The sequence below is a fragment of the Salipaludibacillus sp. CF4.18 genome (assembly GCF_051262595.1).
In the GTDB taxonomy this organism is placed as follows: Bacteria; Bacillota; Bacilli; order Bacillales; family Salisediminibacteriaceae; genus Salipaludibacillus; species Salipaludibacillus neizhouensis.
In genome coordinates this window covers 118,487-144,854 of sequence record NZ_JBIMEV010000006.1, presented here as the reverse complement: position 1 = coordinate 144,854, position 26,368 = coordinate 118,487, and the positions used below count along the sequence as shown (strand labels likewise).

At 36.7% G+C, this 26,368-nt stretch carries 24 protein-coding genes; 18 read left to right on the top strand and 6 right to left on the bottom strand.

Annotation, left to right across the window (positions count from 1 at the left end):
• Positions 1-148: 148 nt before the first annotated feature.
• From ACHABW_RS06620 to trhA, 7 genes are all read left to right on the top strand, one after another.
• A complete protein-coding gene (locus ACHABW_RS06620; RefSeq protein WP_435754591.1) occupies positions 149-577 on the top strand; it encodes a disulfide oxidoreductase in 429 nt (142 codons plus the stop codon).
• A 5-nt stretch (positions 578-582) separates the two neighbouring features.
• Positions 583-1,059 carry a thioredoxin family protein gene (locus tag ACHABW_RS06615; RefSeq protein WP_110935052.1) on the top strand — a complete coding sequence of 159 codons (477 nt, stop codon included), beginning with the start codon at positions 583-585 and terminating at the stop codon, positions 1,057-1,059.
• 85 nt (positions 1,060-1,144) lie between these two features.
• Positions 1,145-1,411, top strand: coding sequence for a hypothetical protein (locus ACHABW_RS06610; protein WP_110935053.1), 267 nt, complete (start codon positions 1,145-1,147; stop codon positions 1,409-1,411).
• 118 nt (positions 1,412-1,529) lie between these two features.
• Positions 1,530-4,964, top strand: a complete 3,435-nt coding sequence (locus ACHABW_RS06605) for an efflux RND transporter permease subunit (RefSeq protein WP_435754590.1) — start codon at positions 1,530-1,532, stop codon at positions 4,962-4,964.
• Positions 4,965-5,248: 284 nt separating this feature from the next.
• Positions 5,249-5,539, top strand: a complete 291-nt coding sequence (locus ACHABW_RS06600; RefSeq protein ID WP_435754589.1) for a hypothetical protein — start codon at positions 5,249-5,251, stop codon at positions 5,537-5,539.
• Between the two features lie 190 nt (positions 5,540-5,729).
• The gene (locus tag ACHABW_RS06595) at positions 5,730-6,380 is read left to right on the top strand and encodes a hypothetical protein (protein ID WP_435754588.1); all 651 of its coding nucleotides are present in this window, start codon (positions 5,730-5,732) and stop codon (positions 6,378-6,380) included.
• A gap of 26 nt (positions 6,381-6,406) precedes the next feature.
• Positions 6,407-7,054, top strand: coding sequence for a PAQR family membrane homeostasis protein TrhA (trhA, locus tag ACHABW_RS06590; RefSeq protein WP_435754587.1), 648 nt, complete (start codon positions 6,407-6,409; stop codon positions 7,052-7,054).
• A gap of 66 nt (positions 7,055-7,120) precedes the next feature.
• On the opposite strand, the gene ACHABW_RS06585 is transcribed toward trhA, so the two are convergent.
• On the bottom strand, positions 7,121-7,411 hold the full coding sequence (locus ACHABW_RS06585; RefSeq protein ID WP_110935058.1) for a 4a-hydroxytetrahydrobiopterin dehydratase: 291 nt from the start codon (positions 7,409-7,411) through the stop codon (positions 7,121-7,123).
• A 395-nt stretch (positions 7,412-7,806) separates the two neighbouring features.
• Here ACHABW_RS06585 and ACHABW_RS06580 point away from each other — a divergent pair, with 395 nt between their 5' ends.
• From ACHABW_RS06580 to ACHABW_RS06570, 3 genes are all read left to right on the top strand, one after another.
• Positions 7,807-8,796, top strand: coding sequence for an EAL domain-containing protein (locus ACHABW_RS06580; protein WP_435754586.1), 990 nt, complete (start codon positions 7,807-7,809; stop codon positions 8,794-8,796).
• A gap of 51 nt (positions 8,797-8,847) precedes the next feature.
• Positions 8,848-9,429, top strand: a complete 582-nt coding sequence (locus ACHABW_RS06575) for an NAD(P)H-dependent oxidoreductase (protein ID WP_435754585.1) — start codon at positions 8,848-8,850, stop codon at positions 9,427-9,429.
• A 290-nt stretch (positions 9,430-9,719) separates the two neighbouring features.
• Positions 9,720-10,382 (top strand): hypothetical protein, encoded by a 663-nt coding sequence (locus ACHABW_RS06570; RefSeq protein WP_435754584.1) that lies wholly within the window; start codon positions 9,720-9,722, stop codon positions 10,380-10,382.
• 22 nt (positions 10,383-10,404) lie between these two features.
• Here the strand turns inward: ACHABW_RS06570 and ACHABW_RS06565 are convergent, their stop codons facing one another.
• Entirely contained in the window at positions 10,405-11,202 is a 798-nt protein-coding gene (locus ACHABW_RS06565) for a hypothetical protein (RefSeq protein ID WP_435754583.1), read from the bottom strand.
• A gap of 161 nt (positions 11,203-11,363) precedes the next feature.
• The gene (locus tag ACHABW_RS06560; RefSeq protein ID WP_435754582.1) at positions 11,364-12,533 is read right to left on the bottom strand and encodes a KamA family radical SAM protein; all 1,170 of its coding nucleotides are present in this window, start codon (positions 12,531-12,533) and stop codon (positions 11,364-11,366) included.
• Between the two features lie 261 nt (positions 12,534-12,794).
• Here ACHABW_RS06560 and ACHABW_RS06555 point away from each other — a divergent pair, with 261 nt between their 5' ends.
• Entirely contained in the window at positions 12,795-14,183 is a 1,389-nt protein-coding gene (locus ACHABW_RS06555; protein WP_435754581.1) for an aspartate aminotransferase family protein, read from the top strand.
• Positions 14,184-14,205: 22 nt separating this feature from the next.
• Entirely contained in the window at positions 14,206-15,060 is an 855-nt protein-coding gene (locus ACHABW_RS06550) for a MurR/RpiR family transcriptional regulator (RefSeq protein ID WP_435754580.1), read from the top strand.
• 216 nt (positions 15,061-15,276) lie between these two features.
• Here ACHABW_RS06550 and ACHABW_RS06545 read toward each other — a convergent pair whose 3' ends face one another.
• The 3 genes from ACHABW_RS06545 to ACHABW_RS06535 form a co-directional block, all read right to left on the bottom strand.
• Entirely contained in the window at positions 15,277-17,247 is a 1,971-nt protein-coding gene (locus ACHABW_RS06545) for a TRAP transporter permease (protein ID WP_435754579.1), read from the bottom strand.
• A 232-nt stretch (positions 17,248-17,479) separates the two neighbouring features.
• Positions 17,480-18,568: a TAXI family TRAP transporter solute-binding subunit gene (locus ACHABW_RS06540; protein ID WP_435754578.1), complete on the bottom strand. Its 1,089-nt coding sequence runs from the start codon at positions 18,566-18,568 to the stop codon at positions 17,480-17,482.
• Positions 18,569-18,769: 201 nt separating this feature from the next.
• Positions 18,770-20,173, bottom strand: a complete 1,404-nt coding sequence (locus tag ACHABW_RS06535; protein WP_435754577.1) for an MATE family efflux transporter — start codon at positions 20,171-20,173, stop codon at positions 18,770-18,772.
• A 235-nt stretch (positions 20,174-20,408) separates the two neighbouring features.
• On the opposite strand from ACHABW_RS06535, the gene ACHABW_RS06530 reads away from it, so the two are divergent.
• The 6 genes from ACHABW_RS06530 to ACHABW_RS06505 all read left to right on the top strand — a co-directional run bounded on the left by ACHABW_RS06530 (position 20,409) and on the right by ACHABW_RS06505 (position 26,294).
• Positions 20,409-20,834, top strand: a complete 426-nt coding sequence (locus tag ACHABW_RS06530; protein WP_435754612.1) for an AraC family ligand binding domain-containing protein — start codon at positions 20,409-20,411, stop codon at positions 20,832-20,834.
• 60 nt (positions 20,835-20,894) lie between these two features.
• Positions 20,895-21,044: a hypothetical protein gene (locus ACHABW_RS06525; RefSeq protein WP_435754576.1), complete on the top strand. Its 150-nt coding sequence runs from the start codon at positions 20,895-20,897 to the stop codon at positions 21,042-21,044.
• Positions 21,045-21,337: 293 nt separating this feature from the next.
• Positions 21,338-22,645 carry an extracellular solute-binding protein gene (locus ACHABW_RS06520; RefSeq protein ID WP_435754575.1) on the top strand — a complete coding sequence of 436 codons (1,308 nt, stop codon included), beginning with the start codon at positions 21,338-21,340 and terminating at the stop codon, positions 22,643-22,645.
• A gap of 68 nt (positions 22,646-22,713) precedes the next feature.
• Positions 22,714-24,024 carry an ABC transporter permease subunit gene (locus ACHABW_RS06515; RefSeq protein WP_435754574.1) on the top strand — a complete coding sequence of 437 codons (1,311 nt, stop codon included), beginning with the start codon at positions 22,714-22,716 and terminating at the stop codon, positions 24,022-24,024.
• A 24-nt stretch (positions 24,025-24,048) separates the two neighbouring features.
• Positions 24,049-24,891, top strand: coding sequence for a sugar ABC transporter permease (locus ACHABW_RS06510; RefSeq protein ID WP_435754611.1), 843 nt, complete (start codon positions 24,049-24,051; stop codon positions 24,889-24,891).
• Between the two features lie 362 nt (positions 24,892-25,253).
• Positions 25,254-26,294 carry a LacI family DNA-binding transcriptional regulator gene (locus ACHABW_RS06505; protein ID WP_110935072.1) on the top strand — a complete coding sequence of 347 codons (1,041 nt, stop codon included), beginning with the start codon at positions 25,254-25,256 and terminating at the stop codon, positions 26,292-26,294.
• Positions 26,295-26,368 lie beyond the last annotated feature (74 nt).

Sequence of the window (26,368 nt, the reverse complement as noted above, 5' to 3'; positions counted from 1 at the left end):
AACTTTTCATCCTTTTTACTATCTACCTGGAGAAGTTATATTGTATAATGCCAAGAGAATAATAATAAGAATTTTCCTTGTGTCGATAGACATAATTAATAATTACCTGTATCTTGAATAAGGAAAGCAAGAAAGCGAGGGATGTTGATTGAAAAAAAATGCAGAAAAAATTGAATTAATTATGATGAGTGCCTGGGGATTTGCATTGATAGCTGTATTGGGATCACTTTACTTTTCAGAGATCAGAAATTATGTACCTTGTGAATTGTGCTGGATTCAACGCATTTTTATGTATCCATTAGCGATTACTTTAGCAATAGCTACAGTGAAAAAGGATTCTAAACAGGCATTCTATACACTTCCTTTAAGTGTTATAGGAACAGCCTTTTCCTTATATCATTACTTGATCCAAAAAGTTCCCTTATTTGCGGAATCCGGAGAAGCCTGTGGGGTTATACCTTGTAATTATCAGTATATTAATTATTTTGGCTTTATCACGATTCCATTCTTAGCGTTTATCGCATTTTTCTCCATATCTATTCTTATGATATGGGTCATTAAATTAGCAAAGGAGTAAATGACATGAAAAAAATTATTATTTTTGGTGGCATCATTATCGTCTTATTTGCAGCCATTGCATTCTTAACTTCTTATCAAAGCCAACAGCAGTCTGAGGGTAATCCATTTGGGAAGGACCGACTTCATTCTGAGACAATTGATCAGCTTGATGATCCAGTGTATCAAAATATAATTTTACCTGAAGAATTAGACGAGAAATTAGAGGCAGGTGAAACAGCTACTATTTACTTTTATAGTGGTCAATGTGAATATTGTGTTGAAGCATCACCAATTGTAGTACCGAAAGCAGAAGAACTAGGTGTTAATTTAGAGCTATATAACATTTTAGAATTCGAACAAGGCTGGGGAGATTATGGAATAGAAAGTACTCCAAGTATTGTTCATTATGAAAACGGTGAAGAAAAAGGGCGAATTGTAGGACTTCATGATGAGGAAACTTATGAACAGTTCTTTCAGCAAGTGGTTCAAGCTGAAGAATAGTTATAGGATATAGATTTATTAATTTAACACGAATAGTCGTTGAAGTATTGGCAATAATAACAGGAGAAAGAAAGGACTGTCTCCAATGGAAAAACTTATTAAGTGGATAGGACTGGGAATATTTATCGGATGGAGTTTAGCAATTTTAGTGAATTACTCCATTTACATGCATGCTACATCCCAACTAACACTTGTACACCCTATGGTCGACGGCATCTTATTTATGGCGTTAATGTTCGGTATATACGTGTTTATTTGGAGAAGTGTCCGAAAGAAGGTATCTATTGCTAGTTTCCAATTAGGCGCTTTTGGAGCGGTAGCATTGGTCTTAGCAGTGATTTTCGCGATTTAGCAGGAGTATGAAAGATGTGTTTAAAAATCTGTAAAGATTTTAACACATCTTTTTTGTTTCTTTTTAGAGATTCTTAGTGTGAAAATTCATGAATAAATGAAGACAAAGGAGACCATTCATGAGAATAATTAATTTTTCAATTAAGCGGCCGGTGTTTACGTTAGTCACGATGACTTTATTTTTACTATTGGGTGCAATCTCGTTAATTAACATCCCATTAAAACTAATCCCGGATATTGATCCTCCGATAGCTGCCGTAGTAACCAGCTATGATGAAGCTGGACCAAAGGAAGTAGTAGATAATATTTCTCGTCCAATGGAAGAAAGTTTATCGACATTGCCCGGACTTAATTCTATTAGTTCCATTTCAAGGGAAGGCTCATCAATGACGATTTTGGAATTTTCTTGGGCGACGTCAATCGACGATATTGAGAATGACATTATTACTTGTATGAACCAAGCTCCATTACCCTCGGGTGCCGGAAATCCTCAATTTTTGAAATTTGATCCATCACAGCTCCCTATTATTCAGCTTTCCATATCAGCGATGAGTGATAATGTTAATTTAGATGCATTAACCCAGGACCTTGAATCTGAATTATTAAAAATAGATGGTCTTGCCTCTGTCGATTTACAAGGTGTCTCCACCGAAGAAATACAAGTAGAGTTAGACCAACCATCCTTAGAAGAATTCGGACTAGAGCAAGATGATGTGGTTCAGTCTTTACAAACACATAATGTGACTGCACCCGGGGGCACTGTTAGAAATGAAGATTCCGTTATTTCTACACGTGTATTATTTCAAATGCACAATGTGGAAGACATAGAGTCCGTTGTTTTGACTGTAGATACTGAAACAGGCGATGATGTTACCGTAAATGATGTTGCAGATGTAGGAATTACGTCTAATGAACCGGATACGATCACACAAACAAATCAAGCCACAGCCATACTCATGAGTATACAACAGCAATCAGATGCAAATACAGCACAAGTCTCAAGTGATGTTAGTGAAAGATTAGAAGAGCTACTGGCAGAGAGCGATTACAAAGATTTAGAAACAGCAGTACTCTTCGATCAAGGAGATTATATCGAACAAGCTATTTCTAGTGTATCGATGGCTTTAATAGCAGGTGGATTGATAGCTATGGCGGTGTTATTTGTTTTTTTACGAAGTATAACAACGCCCTTAATTATTGGAATTGCCATCCCGTTTTCCGTCATAGTGACATTTGTTTTGCTTTATTTTACTAGCTTTTCCCTTAACATCATGACTCTTGGCGGTTTAGCGCTTGGTATTGGAATGTTAGTAGATAATTCTATTGTGGTCATAGAAAATATATATCGTCATTTATCGATGAAAAAGGAACCTAAAAAAGCTGCATTAGATGGGGCTAGTGAAGTGGCAACAGCGATCATAGCATCAACATTTACGACAATTTCTGTTTTTCTGCCTGTGGTGTTTATAACTGGAATCGTCGGAAATCTATTTAGAGAATTTGCTCTAACTGTGTCATTCAGTCTTTTAGCTTCATTACTTGTAGCTTTAACAGTGGTTCCAATGATAGCCAGCAGAGTTTTAAAAGCACCTGAGAAAGACTTGGAAAAGAAGAGGCAACAATCAAAATTTATTAAAACTTTTGATAAATCTACTCGTTGGTCATTAAAAAATCGTACTGTCATACTCGTCATTACCTTAATCCTTCTTATTGGTGGTGGATTTGGAGTAATTTCAGTAGGAACTGCATTTTTGCCGGCTACTGATGAAGGCTTCTTCCAAATTGATGTAGAAATGAAGCCTGGCACTCCTAGAGAAGATACATTTGAAGCGATTGAAGAAATCGAAGTGGTGCTGGAAAATGAAACAGAAATCGATCATTATACTTCTGTAACTGGTGCCAGCGGAAATGGCATGATGATGGGTGAAGGGAATTCAAACGAAGCGATGGTTTATGTCACAATGGCTCCTATCGATCAACGAACCGTTTCTACGATGGACTTTTCTGATTCCATTCGAAGAGATTTAGAGCAAGCAGTCCCAAATGGAGAAATCTCAGTACAAATGGATGCTTCATTTGGAAATAGTCCAAACACTTTCACTTTTAATTTAAGGGATTCCAATCCTAATCGACTAGAAGAAGCAGCTGCAGAAGTGCAAGCAGAATTTGAAGATATGAGTGAACTTACAGAGGTTACAAACGACTTAAATGAAACGATTGAAGAACTGCAAATAACCGTAAATGAAGAAGCGGCTAGAGAGGAAGGGTTTGTCCCTGCCCAAATAGCAAGTATCGTAAATAACCAAATGACTGGAGTTACAGCTACGCAAATTGTTACAGCCGAAGATGAGATTTATGAAGTACACGTTCATTTTGCACAAGAATATACAGAAGATGTAGAAGCGATAGAGAATCTGCTGCTTAGAAATCGAGAACGAGATTACATACGGCTAGATGATATTTCAACTATCGAAATAGGTGTAGGGCCAGAAACCATTCATCGAGTTGATCTGGAAAATGCGGTTCAATTTACTTTGCAGTATGGATCAGAAAATAATTTAGGTGAGATTCGTACACTTGTAGAGGAAACTTTTGAGGACCTTTCGATTCCTGATGAAACAACGGTATCCTATACAGGAGATACAGAATTATTAGATGATGCCATATCAGATCTAACATTAGCACTAATCTTGGCAGTAGTATTTGTTTATCTCGTGTTAGCAGCTCAATTCGAGTCATTAAAATACCCGTTCGTAATCATGTTCACGGTACCTTTAATTGTTATTGGAGTTGCAATTGGACTTACAGTAACTGAAACACCAGTTAGTGTGATGGCTTTTATTGGTCTAATCGTACTAGTAGGAATCGTCGTAAACAATGCGATTGTACTGGTGGATTATATAAATCAGAGAAAAGCATCTGGAATGAAGAGTTATGAAGCGATCGTAGACGGTGTAAAAGACCGTGCAAGGCCAATCCTAATGACAGCGACTACTACGATACTAGGTTTAGTACCATTAGCAATTGGATTAGGGGAAGGTACGGAGCTTCAACAGCCACTAGCAATAACCGTTATTAGTGGTTTAATTAGTGCTACATTCCTGACATTAATTTTAATTCCAGTCATTTACAGTTTTTTTGATAAAGATACTAGAAATTTAAATCGTAAGTATATGATGCCGAATGGACAACTAATTCCGGCTTACCTGATCGAGAATAATTATACGAAAGAGGAAGGGGAATCGAGAACCCATTATCTTATTGATGAACATGGAAATAAAGGGATAGCTTCTCAGGAAGAGAATTTTTCTGACTTTTATAAGGAAACAGATGATAGGCGAGTAAGTGAGTCTACCCTAGAAACAGATAAGTTATTAGATGAAGCTGAACTAAAAACTGTAAATAACTCATTCTATGAAGGTAACGAGCAGTCAGTAAAATTTCGCTCTAGGAAAGAGAAACACCATACTTCTGAAATGTCTCGAGAAGATTTGCTGGATATGTTGGAGGATATTATAGCAAGAAATCCTAAAAAGAAACATGATAATGAATAAGAGCAGGATTAAAAATTGAGGGGCCTTCTGGGCTCTTTTTTTATAGATATTTGAAAATCTTAGTTTTTAAAGGATTTTGTTGACTTTTGAATAGCGAGAGGGTCAACTTTTTGCGTGTGCTTTACACTTTCTACGAGTATTTTAAAAGACACAATGTATCCGAGAACATTTTTTACGTTAGTTAGTACAAGAAATATTTTTTTATTGCTGAGACTTAGGTCAGTGGTCCAAACATAATAGATCCGTATTAATAAACTAATAAGAAAAGATTTGGAGGTGAGTTTATGACTTACGGAAATCACTATTATGACATATGCTGCAGATACAAAGGGAAAAATGTTCGAATAGTTGATTTAAAAGGTCTGGAGCATCATGGAAAGATTGTTGATGTAGATAGTAAATATGTTTATTTGGAGAAAGAGGTAAGAAGTTATTCTGGTTTTGGCTACGGCTACGGTGGATATTATCCTGGATATGGATATCCCGGATATACTCCTTACCCGTATAGACCAGTAGTACCAATAGCACTAGCGGCAATTGGTGGATTGGCATTAGGTGCAGCATTTTTTTGGTAACAATGAAAGGGAAAACCTTGCGATGTTGACCAACTTCATGTCGAATGGAGTTGGTTTTTTGGTTACTTTAATCTTTTCATGTTAGGTCAATAAATGATAAAATATAGAAGTTATAAATCATTTCTTTTCATGAGTATGAAATTCTGTATAATAGAGTAATAATAGGTTTGGATAAAAAAGGGGAATGAATATGAAATACTTGAAGATTCCGCTCTTATTAATCGGTGTATTGTTTTTTGCAGCCTGTTCTGAAAATGAGGAACCTGAGGATCTACCAGTGAATGAAGAAGCTGTAAATGATTTAGATACATTAATTGCTACCAATGAACAGTTAGTAGGCCAACTTGAAAAAGAGCTAAAAGAGAGAGAGCAACTTCAAGAAAGGGTTCAAGAACTAGAAGATGAAAATGTGTCACTAAAAGATGATGTTCTTACGTATAAACAACTAACGATTGAACTAGAAGAAAATTATGAGAAGGAACGTGTTTTAAGAAGGCAGCTTGATGAAAAATCCCGTGAGTTTTTTCAATTCATGCATGAAAGAAACCATTCAGAGTTAGAGAACATGGTAGCGGATAACATTACTGTAAACTCGGAATCAGAGACGCTAGAGTTACTAGAGGATAACTCTATTTCCCAAACGTTTCATTACCTATCTTTAGAACCTGTCATTTATATACGCCAACGAACGTTTTCTTATAATGATGATCAGAGTGAATTTACTACAGAGTATGAATTCTATACGGAATCAGAAGAGAGCTTTCAATTTGATGGGGGAATAGAGATTATTTTTAAGGAAGCAGAAGAATGGAAAGTTTCTTCTATTCGATATGTTCAATAGAATAAAATAATGAAAGGGAGATAGAAATGGGAAGTACTCATGTCTTCACGAAAAAAGAAGAAATCGCAAATGCTATTACACACGGTATAGGTGTGTTAGTCAGCATTGCTGCACTAGTTCTTCTTATTGTGTTTGCCAGCTTATATGGAACCACAGCACATCTGGTAAGCTTTACAATTTATGGTGTGACGTTAGTATTAATGTTTACATGTTCCACTCTATTACATAGTTTTCCAAATGGGAAGGTAAAGAATGTTTTTGAAGTTTTAGATCATTCTGCTATCTATTTGTTTATTGCAGGAACATATACACCTCTTATGGTTATAGTTGTGGACGGTACGATTGGTTGGGTTTTACTCTCTATTGTCTGGGCTTTAGCAATTAGTGGAATAATCTTTAAAGCATTTTTTGTCAAAAGATTTATTTTCTTGTCGACGTTACTATATATTTCAATGGGTTGGATGGTTGCATTTGTTCTGAATCCTATTGCTTCGAAAGTGGAAACGACGGGATTAGTTTTATTAATAATTGGCGGGGTTTTATATACCGTTGGAACAGTTTTTTACGTGTGGCGAACCTTTCATTATCATCATGCAGTGTGGCATCTCTTTGTCCTTGCTGCAAGTGTTGTGCACTTTCTAACAATACTAATGTATGTTCTACCATTACGTTAATAAATACAATTTAATTTTAAAGAAAAAAGACTACCTCATTTTTTAAGGTAGCCTTTTTATTGTTTACTAATCGTACTTTAGAAATGTAACATCATAAGCGTGAGCAGATTCGAAATCTTTCTGAGATAACCCGCCTTCGTCAATTGTGCTTAATTTGATTGTTACATTTTTGTGGTCAATAATTAAGTACGGATGATGCTGTCGGTCTTCTGCTAAGTTTGCGAGTTCATTTACAAACTGTATCGCTTTAGGAAATGTACTTAAGGTAAAATGTTTTTTTATCCATTTGTCCCCTTCTAACTCCCATCCCTTTGAATCTTCAAGGTTGGCTTGGATATCTTCACTAGATAAAATCATGGATAGATCTCCTCCCGTTCGAATGAATTTTCAAAATATACCATGTTCGTATCATATCAAATATAAAATTCAAATTAAAGATCATGAGGAAACTTGTATATATGAGGAATGTAGTTTCATTACTAGTTAAATTAATGAATGGGTTATTTTAACAAAAAGGTAAGTACTAATAATACATATGATAAAATTAAAATAATACTAATAGTTTAATAACCATTATTTTCGTGCGAATGTCGTTCTTATGATACAAAAATAATTAATTTTTTTGATTCAAAGGACCTATCTATGTTTCAAACTAAGCGGATAGGGTATTTTTAAACTATTATGATGAAAGAAGGTGTATTAATGGAAGGGTGTCAATTTGTCAGGTGAAAATGCCTTTATCGGATGAAGGCATGATAAAAATAGTTTTTTTAGGAGATGTTAGTCTTACTGAGATTATAAATAAATCCGAAAGTATTGGATTTGAACTATTACATGTTGATCAAAGTTTACATTTTACATATGCTTCTTGGGAACAGTTACAACAGTTTATTGAAATGATAGAGTTGGAATTTTCGAAATTACAGTTAAATGAAACTCATGGATATTTTATTGAAGAGGGATATGAGGCAATTAGTTTGAAGACAAAGATCCCTTTTACTCAACTAGCACTTAGAATTAAAAATCCTACTTACGTGAAAGTTATACAAGAACAACTATTCTACTCGTTTATGCAACCAATCCTAGCGTGTTATGCAGAAGAGGTATACGGCTATGAATTTCTTTTGAGACCTAGCAGCCGATTATATCCATTCTCTCCAGCGGATCTTTTTAATTTTTCCCAAGATTCCGGTCTTCTGTTGGATAGTCAATCAAGGATTAATGCTATTCGCACTGGTGCTCAAATGTTAAGCAAAGGAACGAAGCATTTTATTAACTTTTTACCATCATCTATTTACGATCCCACCCATTGTTTAAAAAGTACTTTTCAAGCAGTGAAAGAGTATAACGTTGATCCGGAAGACCTTGTCTTTGAGGTGGTCGAAACGGAACGAATAGAAGATATGAAACATCTGAAGAGTATCTTTACTCAATATCAGAATGCTGGAGTAAAAGTAGCATTAGATGATATAGGTTCAGGCTTCGCAACAATAGACGTTTTACAAGATCTAGCACCTGATTACGCTAAAATTGATCGAGAGCTTATCAGAAACTGTTATGAGGACCCTAATAAGATGTCCCTCATTGCAAAATTACGAGAAGTTACAAAAGAAATGGGAACAATTCTACTTGCAGAAGGGATTGAAACCGAAGAAGAATATATTGCAATTAAACCATATGTGGACCTAGTTCAAGGTTATTGCTTTGGGAAACCTCTAAAAACACCAGCAGTTTTGAGTTAAAGTGATAGAAAACATGGATTTTAAAGGCTAACAATTCTGTGAAAGGGGGAAATGATGAACTACTTAGTAGTTTTCATGCATCCATCAAAAGATAGCTTTAATGGCTCCATTTTAGAAAATGTAGTCGCTACTATAAAAGATAAAAAAGCTGAAGTGAGAGTTAGAAATTTAGCAGAACAGTCATTTCACCCCCATTTATCCAGGGAAGAATATAAAGAAAGTTATCAAAGGTATTATAAGACTGATGTTGTGAAGGAACAGAATTTCATAAAATGGGCAGATCATATAATCTTTATTTTCCCTGTTTGGTGGGGAGGATTTCCTGCTATAGGTAAAGGTTTTATTGATCGTGTTTTTTCTTTTGGATTTGCTTATGAATTAGAAGGAGAGAACCCTATTCCTAAACTGGTAGGTAAAAAAGCATCTCTTCTATATACTACCGGTGCACCAAAGGAGGAGTTTGAAAACTCTGGAATGAACGAGGCGATGCTCCGTTTAATCGATCAAAGTATTTTACAATTTTGCGGGCTGTCTTTAGACGGAAGTCTTCATTTTGGAAATGTTATTCAAGGCACGGATCTGGAAAGAAAGAATATGCTAATAGATACAATTGACTTTATAAATACTATTTGAATAGGGATCATGTCTCTAAATAAACGGCGGTGATGCCGTTTATTGCTCTTTTTTACGAAGGGAAACCTATCTCCTTTCGAGCAGCACCTACACGCACTTCGTAGGTGCTGCTTTGGGTTGACGAGACCTCACTGAATATAACAAAAGACGGATATGCCGTTTTTTGTTATATTCAAAACTAGGGAGATGTCACGTTTTAAGTGCAAAGACATAGGATGAACTGAACCGCTTCAAATATGAGTATTTTAAAAATAAGGGGTTCCTATAAAGGAAAAGAAAGGGGTTTTTATATGAGTTGTAATTGTCAAAAACCAAAGCAACAAGGAATGCAGCACCCGATGAACAACCAGCCGATGGTTCAAGGGATGCAGCACCCGATGAATAACCAGCCAATGGTTCAAGGAATGCAGCACCCGATGAATAACCAGCCAATGGTTCAAGGAATGCAGCACCCGATGAACAACCAGCCAATGGTTCAAGGAATGCAGCACCCGATGAACAACCAGCCAATGGTTCAAGGAATGCAGCACCCGATGAATAACCAGTCGATGGTTCAAGGAATGCAGCACCCGATGAACAACCAGCCAATGGTTCAAGGGATGCAGCACCCGATGAATAATCAGCCAATGGAAGAACATCACCCAGAATTAGGTCATGTTGAAGGTCATGGCTACACACCAATGCCTAACTCGATGCATCAGTCCTATGGACAGCAAGGACAATTCCAAACACCGTTAGATAATCATCATATGCCAATGCAGAATGAAGGTGTGTATTCACAATATTCTCAACCTGGAATGCACGAGCAAGCCCAGTATCCTGGGATGATGCAACCACAACCATCCTATAATCAGGAAATGCCAGCAAATAATAATTACATGATGAATGGTCATGGACCTTCAGCACCACAAATGGGTTATATTCCAGAAGAACATGACGATGATTTTGATTGAATAATGAAAAACGACGATTCTTTTAAGAGTCGTCGTTTTTAGTTATTGGTACAGCAAAGGACAAGCGCCATTTCGGAAGAGCGAGAGTGGATCTTTTTATTAAAAATTTTGCAGGATAATCGATTGATTGTGCAAATTTCAATTCGACGTTTAAGGCTTCGCCGTTTTGGTCAAAGTTTGAGAATAAAGGATAAGTTAATTGATTGTCCAAAACATATGAAAATATATGAACCTCACCAGGATTACCATGTCTTTTTTGATTGTCATTGATTGTGAATGAGACAGTTTGACCGTCAATTTTAATATTATCAATAACGGTATCAGCAACTTTAGTCCGTGTTGTGTCTTTATTGGTAACTTGAAAAGGATAGCCTTTTTCAAAAAGACTAGGGATCACATAGAATGGAATATGCAGAGATGCAGATTCTTTGGTGAGTGTCTGGGCCAAGAGAATTGATATGCCAAACTTGTGTATACCTAACTCCTTTTTATGGTGCTTAGAGTTTTTGCTAATATCCACCTTTTCAATCTCATACATGATCCCCTCATTATCCGAAACATATTTGGGCCATTGAAATTGATAGTCATCTATAAATATTTCTGATCCATCGATATGTTCGGCGATAAATTCAATCGATGATTTGCCGTCAGGATATGTAATGGAATCAAAAGTTATATGAAGCGGTGCTTCTGTCACTTCCGGAACGATTGGGACAGCATCATTGTTAGAAGTTGACTGAGATGGAAAGATGGCTTCATTACTGCATGAAGAAATCATACCTATAGATAAAACTAAGATTAAAAAAGAATATAATCTCATATAATCCCCCCTTCCAATGAATCCAATAGTCTCAATTAATATTGTACTAGAAATTACTCGATAAAAGGGGGATAGTAAAGAATACTAAAAAAATACCTTCTCTCAATTCATCAAAAAGGGCACAGAAAAAGTAAAAATTGACTTTTCTGTGCCCTTACAAATTATTTAGTTAATGCTTGTTCTTTGTTAGCAATTTTTTCATTTGCGGATTGGAAGCCCTCAAACTTTTTGCTAGGTTTGACCCAGTGTTCTTCGTTTCCTGGGAGGTCATCAAACCAAGAAGCATTTTCAGGACAATCTAAAATCATAAACTTACCGTAATTTCCATCTCTGGATTGATGATACTTTAAATAAGCTTTTCCATTGTCTATAGCAAGAATCTCAATTTTGCCCGATGTGTGACTCATAGAAAGGCGAACTCTTTTTCCTAATCCAGATGTTTTCGCTTTCGCTTCTTCGACAATATCATACGCTTCTCTTAATGATAGGACGAAATCGTTATTCCCTGCAACAGGTCGGTTTATAAAGAAGTAGTATGGTGTAACTCCAGCCCAGGATAATTTATCCAGTAACTCGGCAAGTACATCAGGATCGTCGTTGATACCTCTTAACACAGGAGTCTGATTAACAACAATAGCCCCCGCATCATGCAATGCCTCGAAACCTCTCTTAGCTTCAGCAGTAATCTCAACTGGATGGTTAATATGTGCCATGACATAAATACGCTGCTCAGGAGTGGAATATTCGCGAATTAACTCTAGAAGAGCTTCATCCTCATATATTCTCATTGGATTAAAAACAGGCATTTTAGAGCCGAGACGGATAATCTTTACATGAGGAATCTCACGTAATTGCTCGATGATAATCCGTAGTTTTTTCGTTGCAAGTATAAGAGAATCACCACCGGTTAACAACACATTTGTGATCTCAGGGTGTTCTTTTATATAATCAATCCCGGGTTGCACATCTGACATCGCCTCTTTAATATCATTTCGGAATAAACGCTTTCTAAAGCAATATCTGCAATAAGCCCCGCAAACTTCTGAAACGATTAATAGCGCTGTTTGATCATATTTATGCTGACATCCTGGCACAACATAGTTCGTATCTTCGTCAGAAGAATCCCAGCGCCCATATTCTTCAAGTTCACCTTCATTAGGAATAACCAATTTTCGAATAGGATCATTTGGATCTGCCCAGTCGATTAAACCTAAATAATATTCATTCACACGAAAAACGAATTTTTCAGTAATTTTCTTTAGTTTTTGCTTTTCTTCATCGGATAGGTGAGGGACCTTTTCAATATTCATAATGTACTTCGGTTGAGCCATAAAATCATCCTCCTATGGATATGTCTGTATATTCATTTAAACACAAGTATTAAAATCGGTCAAAAACGGAGGAAATCATTACTCACATTCGATTAATGAAATAAATGCTTCATTTCTCTCGCTATATATCGCTATATTTCTTGTTTTTGAAAGAGCATTTAAAAACCTGAAAATTGGTCTTCAACTTAGAAGCAAGGATGACATAAAATGAAATAAATGATTCACGGCAGTGAATGAGTGAAAGGTGGCATCCATTTTCTTATGGCGATTGATAAAGTAGGGCACAATGCTTTAAATTATCAGAGCAAAACAATTATTTCGAAAAGACAGATGAAAGATGCTGAAAACTATCTTCCGGGAGGAGTAACTGCAAATATTAAATATTTTTCTCCTTATCCTATTGTTATGAAGAAAGGAAAAGGTGCCTGGTTAACGGATGTTGACGGAAACTCATACGTTGATTACTTAATGGGCTATGGGTCATTAGCATTAGGACACGGACATTCTCGAATGAATGATGCTATTACCGAACAATTGAACCAGGACGGGACGCATCTCTTTGGAACACCTCACCTTAAAGAAGTTGAGTTCGCTAAAAAAATTCGGCAGTACTATCCTTCTATTAAAAAACTAAGATATACGAACTCTGGAACAGAAGCAACCCAATTGGCAATTAGACTAGCGAAAGTATTTACAAAAAAGAAAAAAATAGCGAAATTTGAAGGTCATTACCATGGGGGATTTAAAGAAGTTCTTTATAGCATTAATCCTCCTCTTACGGAAGCTGGAGCAATAGATAGGCCAATCGCAGTTCCAGAATCGGCTGGAGTAGAAGTGGATGGCTTAGAGCCTTTTATCCTCCCTTTTAATGATATCGAAGGGGTAGAAAAGATAATTAGTCAGAGTCATCAGGAAATTGCAGCAGTTTTAATTGAACCTGTTCAAGCAGGGTTTATTTTAGCGGAACAAGCGTTTATGGATAAATTAAGAGAACTAACCTTGAAGTATGGTATCATTCTCATTTTTGATGAAATTAAAACTGGATTTCGAATTGCACTTGGAGGTGCCCAGGAGCTATACCGTATCGATCCTGATATAACGACCCTAGGTAAAATAATTGGTGGAGGTTTCCCTATAGGGTTAGTGGGGGGCAGGGAAGATATCATGGAAGTAAGTTCTCCAAAACGAGGATTCGATGTATTTGAGGCAGGAGTAGACGGAAAGGAGAGTGCAAAAGATGTGCTATTTCACAGTGGTACGTATAATGGACATCCAACCATTTTGGCTGCTGGATTAGCAACAATTCAAGAACTAGAAGTTTCTTTTCCGCAAATAGTAAATTATACAATGGAGTTAAGAAAGCGGATTGAGGAAGTCGGCTTAAAGTCTGGCATTCCGTTACGAACATATGGTGCTGGTACCGTATTTAATGTAGTATGGAATGAGGAAAAGAAATTGCGGCACTACCGAGACCTTCTTCAGTCAAATACCCTGAGGAGAAAGGAACTAGATTTCGAGTTATTACAACTAGGAGTTTATACAAAGCCGTTAAACCGCTATAGCATCTCTGTCGCGCATGGCGATAAAGAATTAGATCACACGATTAGTGCCTATGAAAATGTTTGTTACAGTTTCAAAGAAGGTTCATGAGTGATTTAAAGGGGGGAGTTCTTTGCTGGAAAGTGATGTTTATCTGAGGATGATCCAAAATAGGGAAAAAATGAGTAAATCTCATAAAAAAATTGCCAACTATTTAATCGAAAATCATGAAACAGCTTCTTTTCTGACCGCATCTAAATTAGCTAAAAATGTTAAAGTCGGAGAAGCAACAGTTATTCGTTTCGCCTTTTTTCTTAATTATAAGGGATATCCGGACCTGCAAAGACATTTACAAGAAGCACTTCAACGACGAATGACTTCTGCTGAGGTTCTTGCCAGAACAACAGATGCCAATGATACAACTGAAAATGTGGTAACCGAAGTTTTGTCGGATGACATTCAAAATTTGAAAGTAACGTTAAACCAAATTGATCCACATGTATTTGAGCAAGTTGTCCATGAAATGATTGCAGCAAAACGTATATATATTATAGCCTATCGCAGCGCAACCAGCATTGGCGGATTTTTAGAGTTTTATCTTGATTTAGTTCTTCAAAACACCGAATTGATCCATCAAGCGGATGGTGTCTCTGAGCACTTACTGGATATCTCAAAAGATGACTTAGTAATAGGATTAGGTTTTTCCAGATACACGAAGCGAACAGTGGAAGTATTAAAATACGTAAAACAAAGAGATGCAAAAATAGTGGTGATCACCGATCATTTACTAAGTCCTCTTGTACCTTATGCAGACTACAAAATTGTTGCAGCAACAGAAATAAATTCATTTATTGATTCCTTTTCGGCTCCAATGAGTATTGCTAGTGCGCTTATCACGGCTTTAACAAGATCAGAACATAAAAAAGTAGAGAAACGGTTAAAAGAGTTAGAGGGTCTATGGGAGACATTTGATGTGTTTTATGATTAGAAAAAGAATAAGAAAAACGCGTAGCGTCTTTTATTAAATACAGCGTGATCTTTTTAGCCACCCCCGAGTAGCAACCTACGTAGTGCGTGTAGGTGCTACTCGAAAGGAGGTGGGTTTCCCTTGATAAGTGTGGCGTAAAGATAGCTGTCATTTTATACTCCCTCTGTTAAAAAAAGGAGGTGTCTATTTGCAGACACCTCCTTTTTTACATTTTCATTAAGCAGTAATTGCTTCTTGCTGATTATTATCCCTTTTCTTACGACGATGTTGTAAGGTTCCAATTAAGAAAAATAATACTAAACCTGATAATTCAATTGGCAGATTCTCTGGATATATAAGCATTATCCCAGAAATTAATAGTAGTATGCGTTCGTACCATTTAAACCGATACACAAAGTAATTCATCATTGTTGCACTTACAGCTGCCATCCCAAGAAGGGCAGTAGCAACTAATGTAATTACTTGTAATACTTCCGCGTCCTGTAGCAATAGAGCTGGGCTATATACAAAAACATATGGAATAATAAACCCAGCAATTGCTAACTTGAAGGCGGCGACACCTGCTTTCATCGGATTAGCTTTTGCTATCCCTGCGCCAGCATATGCTGCTAAACACACAGGAGGTGTTATATCGGCTACAATTCCAAAGTAAAAAACAAAGAAGTGAGCAGAAATATCCGGTACTCCATAAGCCATTAATGCTGGTGCGGCCATTGATGCAGTAACAACATAGTTAGCTGTGGTTGGTAAGCCCATTCCAAGTAAAATAGAAGCAATCATTGTAAAAAACAAAAGTAAAAATAAATTATCACCAGCAAGGCTTAAAAGTCCACCAGCTATTTTCCCACCTAGACCAGTGAATACAACAATACCTACAATGATACCAGCGGATGCACAAGCCGCAATAACCGGCAAGGCAATACGAGCACCTTGTTCAAAAGCGTCTACAATATCTTTAAAGCCCATTCGAGTGTCCTTACGGAAGAAGCTTACAAGATACGCAGTACCAATACCAGTTAGTGCCGCATAAGTAGGTGTAAAACCATTTACAAGCATTGTTATTATGGTTACTAACGGTAATAACAGGTAAGCCCGTTTGGCAAGTCCATTAAAGGAAGGTAATTCACTCTTCGGTTGGCCAGTAATACCGTAACGTTTTGCTTCAAAATGTGTTCCCATGAAAACTCCGGCAAAATAAAGCGCGGCGGGAATAATACCAATAATAATGATGTCGCTGTAAGAAACGCTAGATACATATTCCGCCATAATAAATGCTGCAGCTCCCATGATTGGTGGCATAATTTGTCCACCGGTAGAAGCTGCTGCTTCTGCTGCGGCTGCAAATTCTGGTCGGAATTTAGCTCTTTTCATCATAGGTATGGTGAAGGAACCAGACGCTACTGTATTGGCGACAGAACTACCTGTGACTGTACCTTGCAGGGCAGATGCTGCTACTGCCGCTTTGGCAGTACCGCCTGTATAACGTCCAGTTGCACCAAACGCAAGATCATTAAAGTATTGACCTACACCTGTTTTGGTCAACATAACGCCAAAAAATAAAAATAAGTAAATATAGGTGGAAGATATTTGAATAGGTGTTCCAAAAATAGCGTCAGAAGAAAAGAATAATCTCCTTGAGAGTCCAGACCAATCAAAACCACCGTGTCCGAAATACGGAATATTCGTTCCGTACATTCCATAAACAATAGCTAAACCGGCAATGACTACGATTGGCACACCAACAGCACGTCTTGTAGCTTCTAATAATAGAAAAATACCTATCGTTGCTACGAGTATATCAAGAGGAGTAAATCCCATAATTCTTGCTGCACCGGTAATCCAATCATATCTAAATAAAATATAATAAACAGATCCCATAGATAAAAAGGCAAAAATAACATCGTACCAAGGTACTCCGATTTTTTTAGCACCATTTCTGTGCGCGGGATAAAGTAAGAAGATAAGTCCTAGTGCAGTACCTAAATGCACAGATCCTTGCATTAGATAAACTAATGGTCCTCCAGTTTGTGGAAAGGCTCTCCATAAATGGAAAAGTGTGAGGGAAATGGCGATAAAAGAGACAACCCACGCCCATTTTCCCAGATTTTGACGAAACGATGATTCTTTATCATATTTTGCAAGTAATTCTTGTTGTTCTTTTTCTGACAACGTTTCATTCTCGGCCATAGTTTCACCTCTTCTCGTATACTCTACATTATAATAACGCTTGAAATAATTCTTATCCACGAAAACGTAGGAGAGATGTATCCTGCTCTTTCGTCGATGTTCTGCAAATAATGGAGCGAAAGCAGAGATAAGTTACTGAAAATGTTGCAATATTGAACATGGAACCCAAATTTTTTTTTAGAAAAGGCCGGACACTTAGATAAGAGATCCGGCCTCAATTTAATTCTTCTTCTTACTCAATTCCTTCTTCATCAAAATAACGTTGTGCACCTGGATGAATAGGAAGATCGTTTGACCCAAGAAGGATGTTTTCTTTTGTTGTGTGATCTCCTTGAGGATGAGTGATATCGTCACTGTTCTCATAAAGAGCTTTAGTGATTGCATAACCAAGGTCCTCATTAATTAGATCTGTCGAACCTACAAGAACTGCATAAGCTGTAATAGCAGTCACGTCTTCTTCTAGGAAGTCATACGTGTCAGCGGGAATTTCAAAAGATCCGTAACCACTGTTTTCTTCTATATAAGCTAAACCGTCTTCAGTTAATGAAATAAAGTTAACATCACGAGAAATAGCTAACTCTTCAATACTTGATGCCGGAAGTCCAAGGAGTCCAAAAGAAGCATCTAAGTTGCCGTCTTGAATACGTCCTGCTGCATCACCAAAATCTTCTTCATAAGCATTATAATCGCCCTCTTCAAGACCATGAGCCTCTAAAATGAGTCTGGCAGCTGATTGTGTACCGCTTCCAGGGGGTCCGATTGCAATATCCGCCCCTTCTAAGTCCTCAATTGTTTCAATCCCAGAATCAGCAGGTGTAACAATTTGCATAACTTCAGGATAAATGTGACCCATAAATCCGAAGTTTTCCACAGCAACACCTTCAAAATCACCAGCACCTGTAAGTGCATCTACTGCAGGAAGGTGAACAGTCATACCTAATGCTATTTCACCTTGTAAAATATTAGAAAGATTATCTACGGAAGCACCGGAAGATACTGCACTTAAATCGAAATCTTCGTAGCCCTCGATATTAGCACTTATAACAGTTGCCATTTCCTGACCTAGTGGATAATACGTCCCACCAGTGCCACCAGTACCGATCTGAAGATTTCCTACATTGACATCACTCGCCACTTCGTCATTGGCAGCTTCGTTGTTCTGTGCGCCATCATTTTCATTGGCCACATTTTCCTCTGCGGTGTTGTTTGCACTGTCAGTACCACCATTGTCTGTGGAATTGTCGTTTTCGCCCCCACAAGCAGATAGTACGATACTACCTGTTAAGAGTAACGAAAACATGGAACCAAATTTCTTCTTCAAAATCCATACCCCCTTATTTTTTTAGAGTTGAAAAAATACCAACACTTGTAATAAATGTTGATAGTCTCTTACATTTAATCAAAATTATGAAAGATTGTCAAAATAATTATATCCAAAAATATGTAATTATAGACTAACTGTTTCAGAGAATGTTAGAAATAATTGAATAGTAATAATTTCTATTTCATCATTGAGACAGTCTTATTTAACCTCACGTTTGGTGTCTATTTTAAATTCCTCTATTTCCTGTTCATCTACAAATGACATTCGTTCCCATTTACGGGTTTTCCATCGGTGGAGCATTAGTAATCCTCTAAGCCATTCGTCCATAATCAATGCTATCCAGATACCAATTAGTCCTAGACCTAACCAAATACCAGCCGCATAGGAAATGGTTACTGAGACTCCCCACATTGATAATATGCCAATATAGACAGGGAATTTTACATCTCCAGCTGCTCGAAGGCAATTGATGACTATTAGATTGAATGCTCTTCCTGGTTCAAGGATTACGGTTAATAATAATAGTAAGCTTCCTAATTGAATGATTTCCTGATTACTAGTAAAGATAGATAATAATTCCTCAGAAAACAAAGCGAACATGAGAGCTGCAAAAGTAGATACACTCATACCGATCCAAAGACTTTTTAAACACCTTTGATAAGCTTCTTCATTTTTTTTCTCTCCAATTAAATACCCTACAATAATTTGAGTACCTTGACCAATTGCTATGGCAAATAAGAAGGCAATCATCATAATGTTTAATGTATATACTCGAGTTGTTAAGGCTGTTGTTCCCATGGAAGCAATAAAATAAGTTATTACCATTTGTGATGAGTTGTATGACAGCTGCTCGCCTGCAGAAGGAATACCTATGCGAAGAAGATCTTTGAGCTCTTTTTTTGGGAACTTTTTCACGAGAAAACTCCATGGTAAATCACCATTTACTCGTTTGTATAACAAAACAAATAAAATTATAGTTCCTATTGTTCTACTCACAGCAGTACTAAGTGCAACGCCAGTTACGCCTAATACGGGAGCTCCAAACGCTCCAAATATAAAAATATAATTACCAAAGACATTTAAAACATTCATCCCTAACGTGACATACATGGCATCTTTTGTAAAACCATGACTTTTGACAATGGCAGATAGAGTCATAATTAATGCTTGTACGAAAGATACGCCGCCAACTATTTTAATATATATAACAGCAGTTCCTAATAATTCATCGGGTAGATTCATCGCTGTCAGGATTTGTTCACCAAAGAAGAACAAGATAATACTTAGCAGGAAGCCAAATAAAATATTTGCTATTATTGACACTACTGCAATTTGTCCAGCACGTGATTCTTTCTTAGCGCCAATATTCTGAGCAATAAGAATGGTTGTTCCAGTCGCAACAAAACCAAACATAACAATGATTACACTCATAATTTGATTGGACACACCAACGGCTGCCACAGCATCATCGCTAAATTGGCTTAGCATTAGCGTATCTGCGTTTCCCATTAGCATATGAAGAAGAATTTCAATAAAAATTGGCCAAGTTAAAGCAAATAAAGTCATTTTGGCTGCTTTATTTGTGTTTTTTTTATCGCTCATTTGAATACCTACCTTTATAGAAAGTTGCAATTCCTTTAACATCATACTTGAATTTATAGTAATATAGTAGATAATAAATCGATCAGTATTGGACAAAAACGACTTAGAGGTGATATGAAATGATGATGATTAAAACAGTGATTCCTCCACTACCTATTTTTATAAATGGCGGAAGAGCTATTTTTAGAAAAGGAGAAGCTCATTTCAAAAGAAGGTTTCACATTTTTAACTTGATATTGTTACAAAAGGAACTTTATATATGAAAGAAGAAGAAAATACCTATAGCGTTACTGAAGGAGAATATATTGTATTGGCTCCACATTTGGAACACGTAGGGAATAAAAAATGTACGGAAGAAACCGAATATAGCTGGATTCACTTTACTCTCTCATCTAACTATAAATTAGTAGAAGAAACAGAAGTAGATTGGTCGAATATCATTAAGCGGGAAAATACATTTATACATTCTGATTTATATGAACTATTTATTCCAAGAAACGGTGATTTCCAGAAGGTTGAGCATGCTAAAGACCTGTTTAACAATCTTCTTCAATTAAATGACTCAAATGATCCAGCAGAAAGAATGAAACAGCAAACCTATTTTTTTGAAATAATTGTTCAGTTACAAAAAGAAGCGTTAGAAGGTTTTAATCAGATGTAAATATTACATATTACAGAAGTAGTACATTCAGTTACTAAATTAGTAGGTGGTGCAAACGTATTGCACAGTATTACCAAGCAAGTAGATAAAATAGTAAAAGAACAGACTTTACGTCGGGAAGAGCTAGCGAATGAAACAGATTCCCTTAAAGAATCTGCAGGAAGATTAAAGAATGATAGTAATGAAATCCATATAAAATATGGGGTTTAGATAAATTAATTAAAAATAAGAAAAAAAAGGTTGTAATATTATTAGAGGCAATAGTATAATAAACTCATAAGTTAGTGCAAGCGATTTCACGATACGAGTCGTGAAATTGTTTTTACTAGTTTTGTGCAAACGTTTGTCTAAGAGTAATCTAGTATTGCAAGGATAGGATCTAGTTTAAAAGTATGAATTACTAGAGGAGACTGGATGCATATCCTGTCTTAGCATAGCTAGTGGAATCACTCGGGTAAACTAACGCATAAAGCAGTACTTAATTTAACTGAGGGGGAAATGAAATGTTTAAAGGAAAGTCGTTTTTACTAACCTTAATTTTACTATTATTATCTGTCGTTTTAGTCGCTTGTGGAGGAAATGAGAATGCGGAAACAAACAACGAAGGTAATACTCCTGTTGAAGAAACTAATGAAGCAAATGAAAGTGATGAATCCGCAAATGATGGACAAGTTCCTGAAAAACCTGAAGAGCTAACTATGTGGGTTAATGACGAGGAATCTCAAATTGCAGCTTATGAAACTATTGCTGATAAATTCACTGAAGAATACGGTATTGAAGTTACGATGACTCCTTACGATATGTTAGATCAAACAGAAGGGATGTCTTTGGATGGTCCTTCAGGACAAGGACCGGACATTTTTTTCCAACCGCATGACCGAATGGGGGACATTCACCTACAAGGTTTAGCTGCAGAATTGGAATTGACAGAGGACCAACTAGATCGCCTCTCTGAATATAATGAGGAAGCAGTCACTTCATTTAGTTATGAAGGTATTCAATATGGTATCCCTGCAGTTGTGGAGACCTATGCACTATTTCGTAACACAGAATTAGTTCCGGATGCGCCAGAAACTATGGATGATTTGATGGGCGTTGCTCGTGATTTAACGGATGGAGATACTTATGGATTCTTGATGGAAGCTAATAATTTTTACTTCTCTTATCCGTTTTTAACTGGACCAGGTGGTTATGTATTTGCACAGGGTGAAGATGGCGTTTATGATCCAGAAGATATTGGATTAAACAGTGCAGGAGCTGTTGAAGGTGCTGAACTTATTGGCTCTTGGTTCGAAGAAGAACTTATGCCTACTGGTATTGATATGGACGTAATGAATGGACTATTTATGGATGGTAAAGCAGGTATGGTAGTTACTGGGCCGTGGGCTATTCCTGACTATCAAGAGGCACTCGGTGACAACTTAGAAATATCTGTGCTCCCTGAGTGGGATGGAGAAGTTTTGAGCTCTTTTTCTGGAAATAAAGGATGGTTAGTAAACTATTACACAGAGAGTGAGTATTGGGCAACTGAACTTGCGCTGTACTTAACAAACGCTGAGAGTTCTCAAACATATTTTGAGACAGCAGGAGAGCTTCCGGCTCACACTGCAGTTGAAATAAACGATGAGTTTATGTCACCTATTTTTGAGCAAACTCAACATGCTGAACCGATGCCGAATATTCCTGAAATGTCTCAAGTGTGGGATCCTATAGCTGATGCATTTGAATTCATTTCTCAGGGAGAGGATCCACAGGAAGTTCTTGACGAAGCGGTACAAGTAATAAGAGATCAAATTGCAATAATGAATTAAAAGTTGTTGAGGAGGGGTTGGGTGAAATATTACCCGATCCCGAATCTTTTAATCAGGAGGAAGTTATCATGGCTAAAGAAAAGAGTAAAGACATAGAAAATCCAATCGTCAATCCTAAGCATAATGCAACGTTAGCTACGCTACTTTCAATAATTCCTGGACTTGGCCAAGCTTATAATAAACGATTTATAAAAGCTTCCGCCTTATTCATTCTCTTTGCTGCTTTTGTGATTGCGATGATGGATTTCGTTAGCACAGGTCTCCAGGGATTGGTGTCGTTAGGGAATGTTCCAAGAGAAGATGACTCACGAATCTTTTTAAGTAACGGAATTCTTTCATTAATCTTCGCGACGTTCTTTTTAACTTTTTATTTGCTTAACTTACAAGATGCTTATAAAGACGCAAAGAGAATACAATTAGGTTGGAAAGTACCCAATATGCGTGATGGATTTAGGAACGCGTGGGATACTGGCTTTCCGTACTTTTTAATAGGACCAGGATTATTATTACTCATTTTTGTTGTAGTATTTCCACTTCTATTCATGGTATTTCTGGCATTTACAAATTACGATTTGTACAATGCTCCACCAAGAAACTTATTGGAATGGGTCGGATTTGAAAATTTCACGAATTTATTTATGATAAGTGAGTGGAGAACTACATTTGTAAGTGTTCTATCTTGGACACTAATATGGACGTTTGTAGCAACGACGCTGCAAATTGGTTTAGCGATGTTCCTTGCAATTATAGTAAATGATCCGCGTGTGAAGTTTAAAAAACTAATCCGAACAGTTTTTATTTTACCTTGGGCTGTACCTGCCTTTGTAACCATTATTATCTTTTCTGCAATTTTCAATGATAATTTTGGTGCAATCAATTTGCAGATCATTGAACCATTATTTAATACGAGTATTCCCTGGTTACAAGATCCGCTTTGGACAAGAATAGCATTAATTGTCATTCAAGTCTGGCTAGGCTTCCCGTTTGTGTATGCTTTGTTTACAGGAGTTTTACAGGGGGTTTCAAAGGACTGGTATGAAGCTGCTGATATAGATGGAGCTAGTCGATTGCAGAAGTTCCGAGGTATTACGTTCCCTCATTTAATGTTTGCAACGGGACCTCTTTTAATCATGCAATACTCTTTCAACTTTAATAACTTTAACATCATTTATCTCTTTAACCAGGGTGGACCAGCTGTTCGTGGACAAACTGCTGGTGGATCAGATATTTTAATTTCGTGGATTTATGGATTAACTTTTGAAAATCAGCAGTTTAACATGGCTGCAGCTATTTCAATTATTTTAGGGTTACTTGTAGCGACTTTTGCCTTTTTACAATTTCGTCGTTCACGTTCCTTTAAAGAGGAGGGGACTTTTTAAATGAGTACAACTACACGAAAAACAATGAGTAAGAAAAATCGAAATATATTAGAAATGTTAGGGATTTATTCCGTTATTGGTGTAATGTTTGTGATTATCCTTTATCCACTTCTGTGGGCTTTAGGTTTGTCACTGAACCCAGGACAAGGATTGTTTGGTGCCCAAATGATCCCCGAAAATTGGTCACTTGCTCACTATGAGTGGTTATTCTTTGATCCGCGCAGCAACTATTTAACTTGGTACAAAAACACGTTAATAGTCGCAGTCTCCGTTTCGGTGATAGGCACATTTATTGTTGGTTTGACTGCCTATGCTTTTTCAAGATATAGATTCAAGGGACGTAAAAATGGACTATATGCATTTTTATTATTGCAAATGTTTCCCGTTTTAATGGCAATGGTTGCTTTGTATATTCTCTTAAATACAATTGGTCTACTTGACAGTCTTCTCGGATTAATTATTATTTACGTTGGAGCATCAATACCAATGAATGCATTTCTAGTGAAAGGATATTTTGATACACTTCCGCGAGAACTTGATGAATCAGCAAAAATCGATGGAGCAGGTCACTTTAGAATATTTTTTCAAATTCTACTTCCACTAGCTAAACCAATATTGGCCGTTGTTGCTTTGTTTAACTTTATGAATCCTTTTATGGATTTCATTTTGCCAAGGATTGTTTTGAGAAGCCCTGAAAATTATACATTGGCATTAGGGCTGTTCAATTTTGTGAATGATGAATTCGCTAATAACTTTACACGTTTTGCTGCAGGAGCAATACTTATCGCTGTGCCAATTGCCTTAGTCTATTTGTTTCTACAGAGATATCTTATTTCTGGCTTAGCTTCAGGTGCAACAAAGGGGTAGTGAGCAATTTAGGTTAGAAGCTACCACAGCATGAATAAAGTGTAGTAATGACTTCATTCACAGCTGCCCGCTATGAGACTACACTCATAGCGGGTTTATAAATTATTAACGTTTTTTTAGGTTGCGTGAAAAGGTTTCATAAATATTGTCTCTAGCAATCGGCTATAAAACCAAACCCGGAAGAAGTATGAATAATTTGCAGTATGAAAAATCATATCCAGTGTTTATAGAAGACATTCTATCAAATATGTAGTTCCTCTAATATATGGTAAACTACTATAAAAGAAGGTTTGTCTAGTTTATTTTAAATATATTCAGCAAACATCGATTATGACTGAAAACTACGGAAGGAGGCCAGATAGATGACAATAACAATAAAAGATGTAGCTAAGGTTGCAAATGTCGCCCCTTCAACTGTTTCCCGTGTAATAGCAAACAGTCCTAGAATAAGTGAGAGAACTAAAGAAAGGGTGCGTGAAGCTATGAAGGAGCTTGATTATCATCCTAACTTTAATGCTCGCAGTCTGGCGAATAAGAATACAAAAACAATAGGTCTTGTGATGCCTAATTCTGCAAATAAGACTTTCCAAAATCCGTTTTTCCCTGAAGTTATCAGGGGAATTAGTTCGAAAGCACACCAACTAGATTACGGATTATATTTGTCTACCGGTCAAACGGAAGAAGAAATATATGAAGAAGTACAAGACATGGTTCAAGGAAGACGAGTGGACGGAATAATACTGTTGTATTCGAAGATGAACGATAAGGTCATGAATTATTTGTACAAAGAAAAATTTCCTTTTAGTGTTATAGGCAGACCCTATGATCCAAACATGAAAGATGTTACTTATGTAAATAATGATAATTTCAAAGCTGCAAAAAATGTAACGGAATATCTTTTATTATTGGGTCACAGACAAATAGCATTTGTAGGTGGAAACTTAGATACAGTAGTTACTATCGACCATATGGAAGGATATAATCAAGCTTTATTAAACGCTGATATCTCACCTAGAAGTGATTATGTTGTCTTTCACGAGGAGCTGCAAGAAGGTGGTCAAGAAGCAGTGATTGATTTAATGAGCTTGTCCGAACGACCAACAGCTTTGATCGTAGCTGATGACATTATGACTTTTGGTGTGATGAGGATGTTAAATGAAATGGAAGTAAAGGTACCGGATGATATTTCTATTATTAGTTTTAATAATGTCATGATATCAGAGTTGTCTTCACCACCTATGACGACGGTTGATATTAATATTTTCAGTTTAGGTTTTGAGGCAGCTAATTGTTTGATTGATAGGATTATTCATCCCCTAACAGATGCAAAAAAAGTGATTATCCCCCATAAAATGATTAAAAGACAGACTTGCAAGCGGTTCTCACCTAAAGTAACAACGTAGATTTTTTGCGAAATAATCTATAAAAGCACCTACACGTACTACGTAGGTGCTACTCGCGTTGCACGCTGTATTTA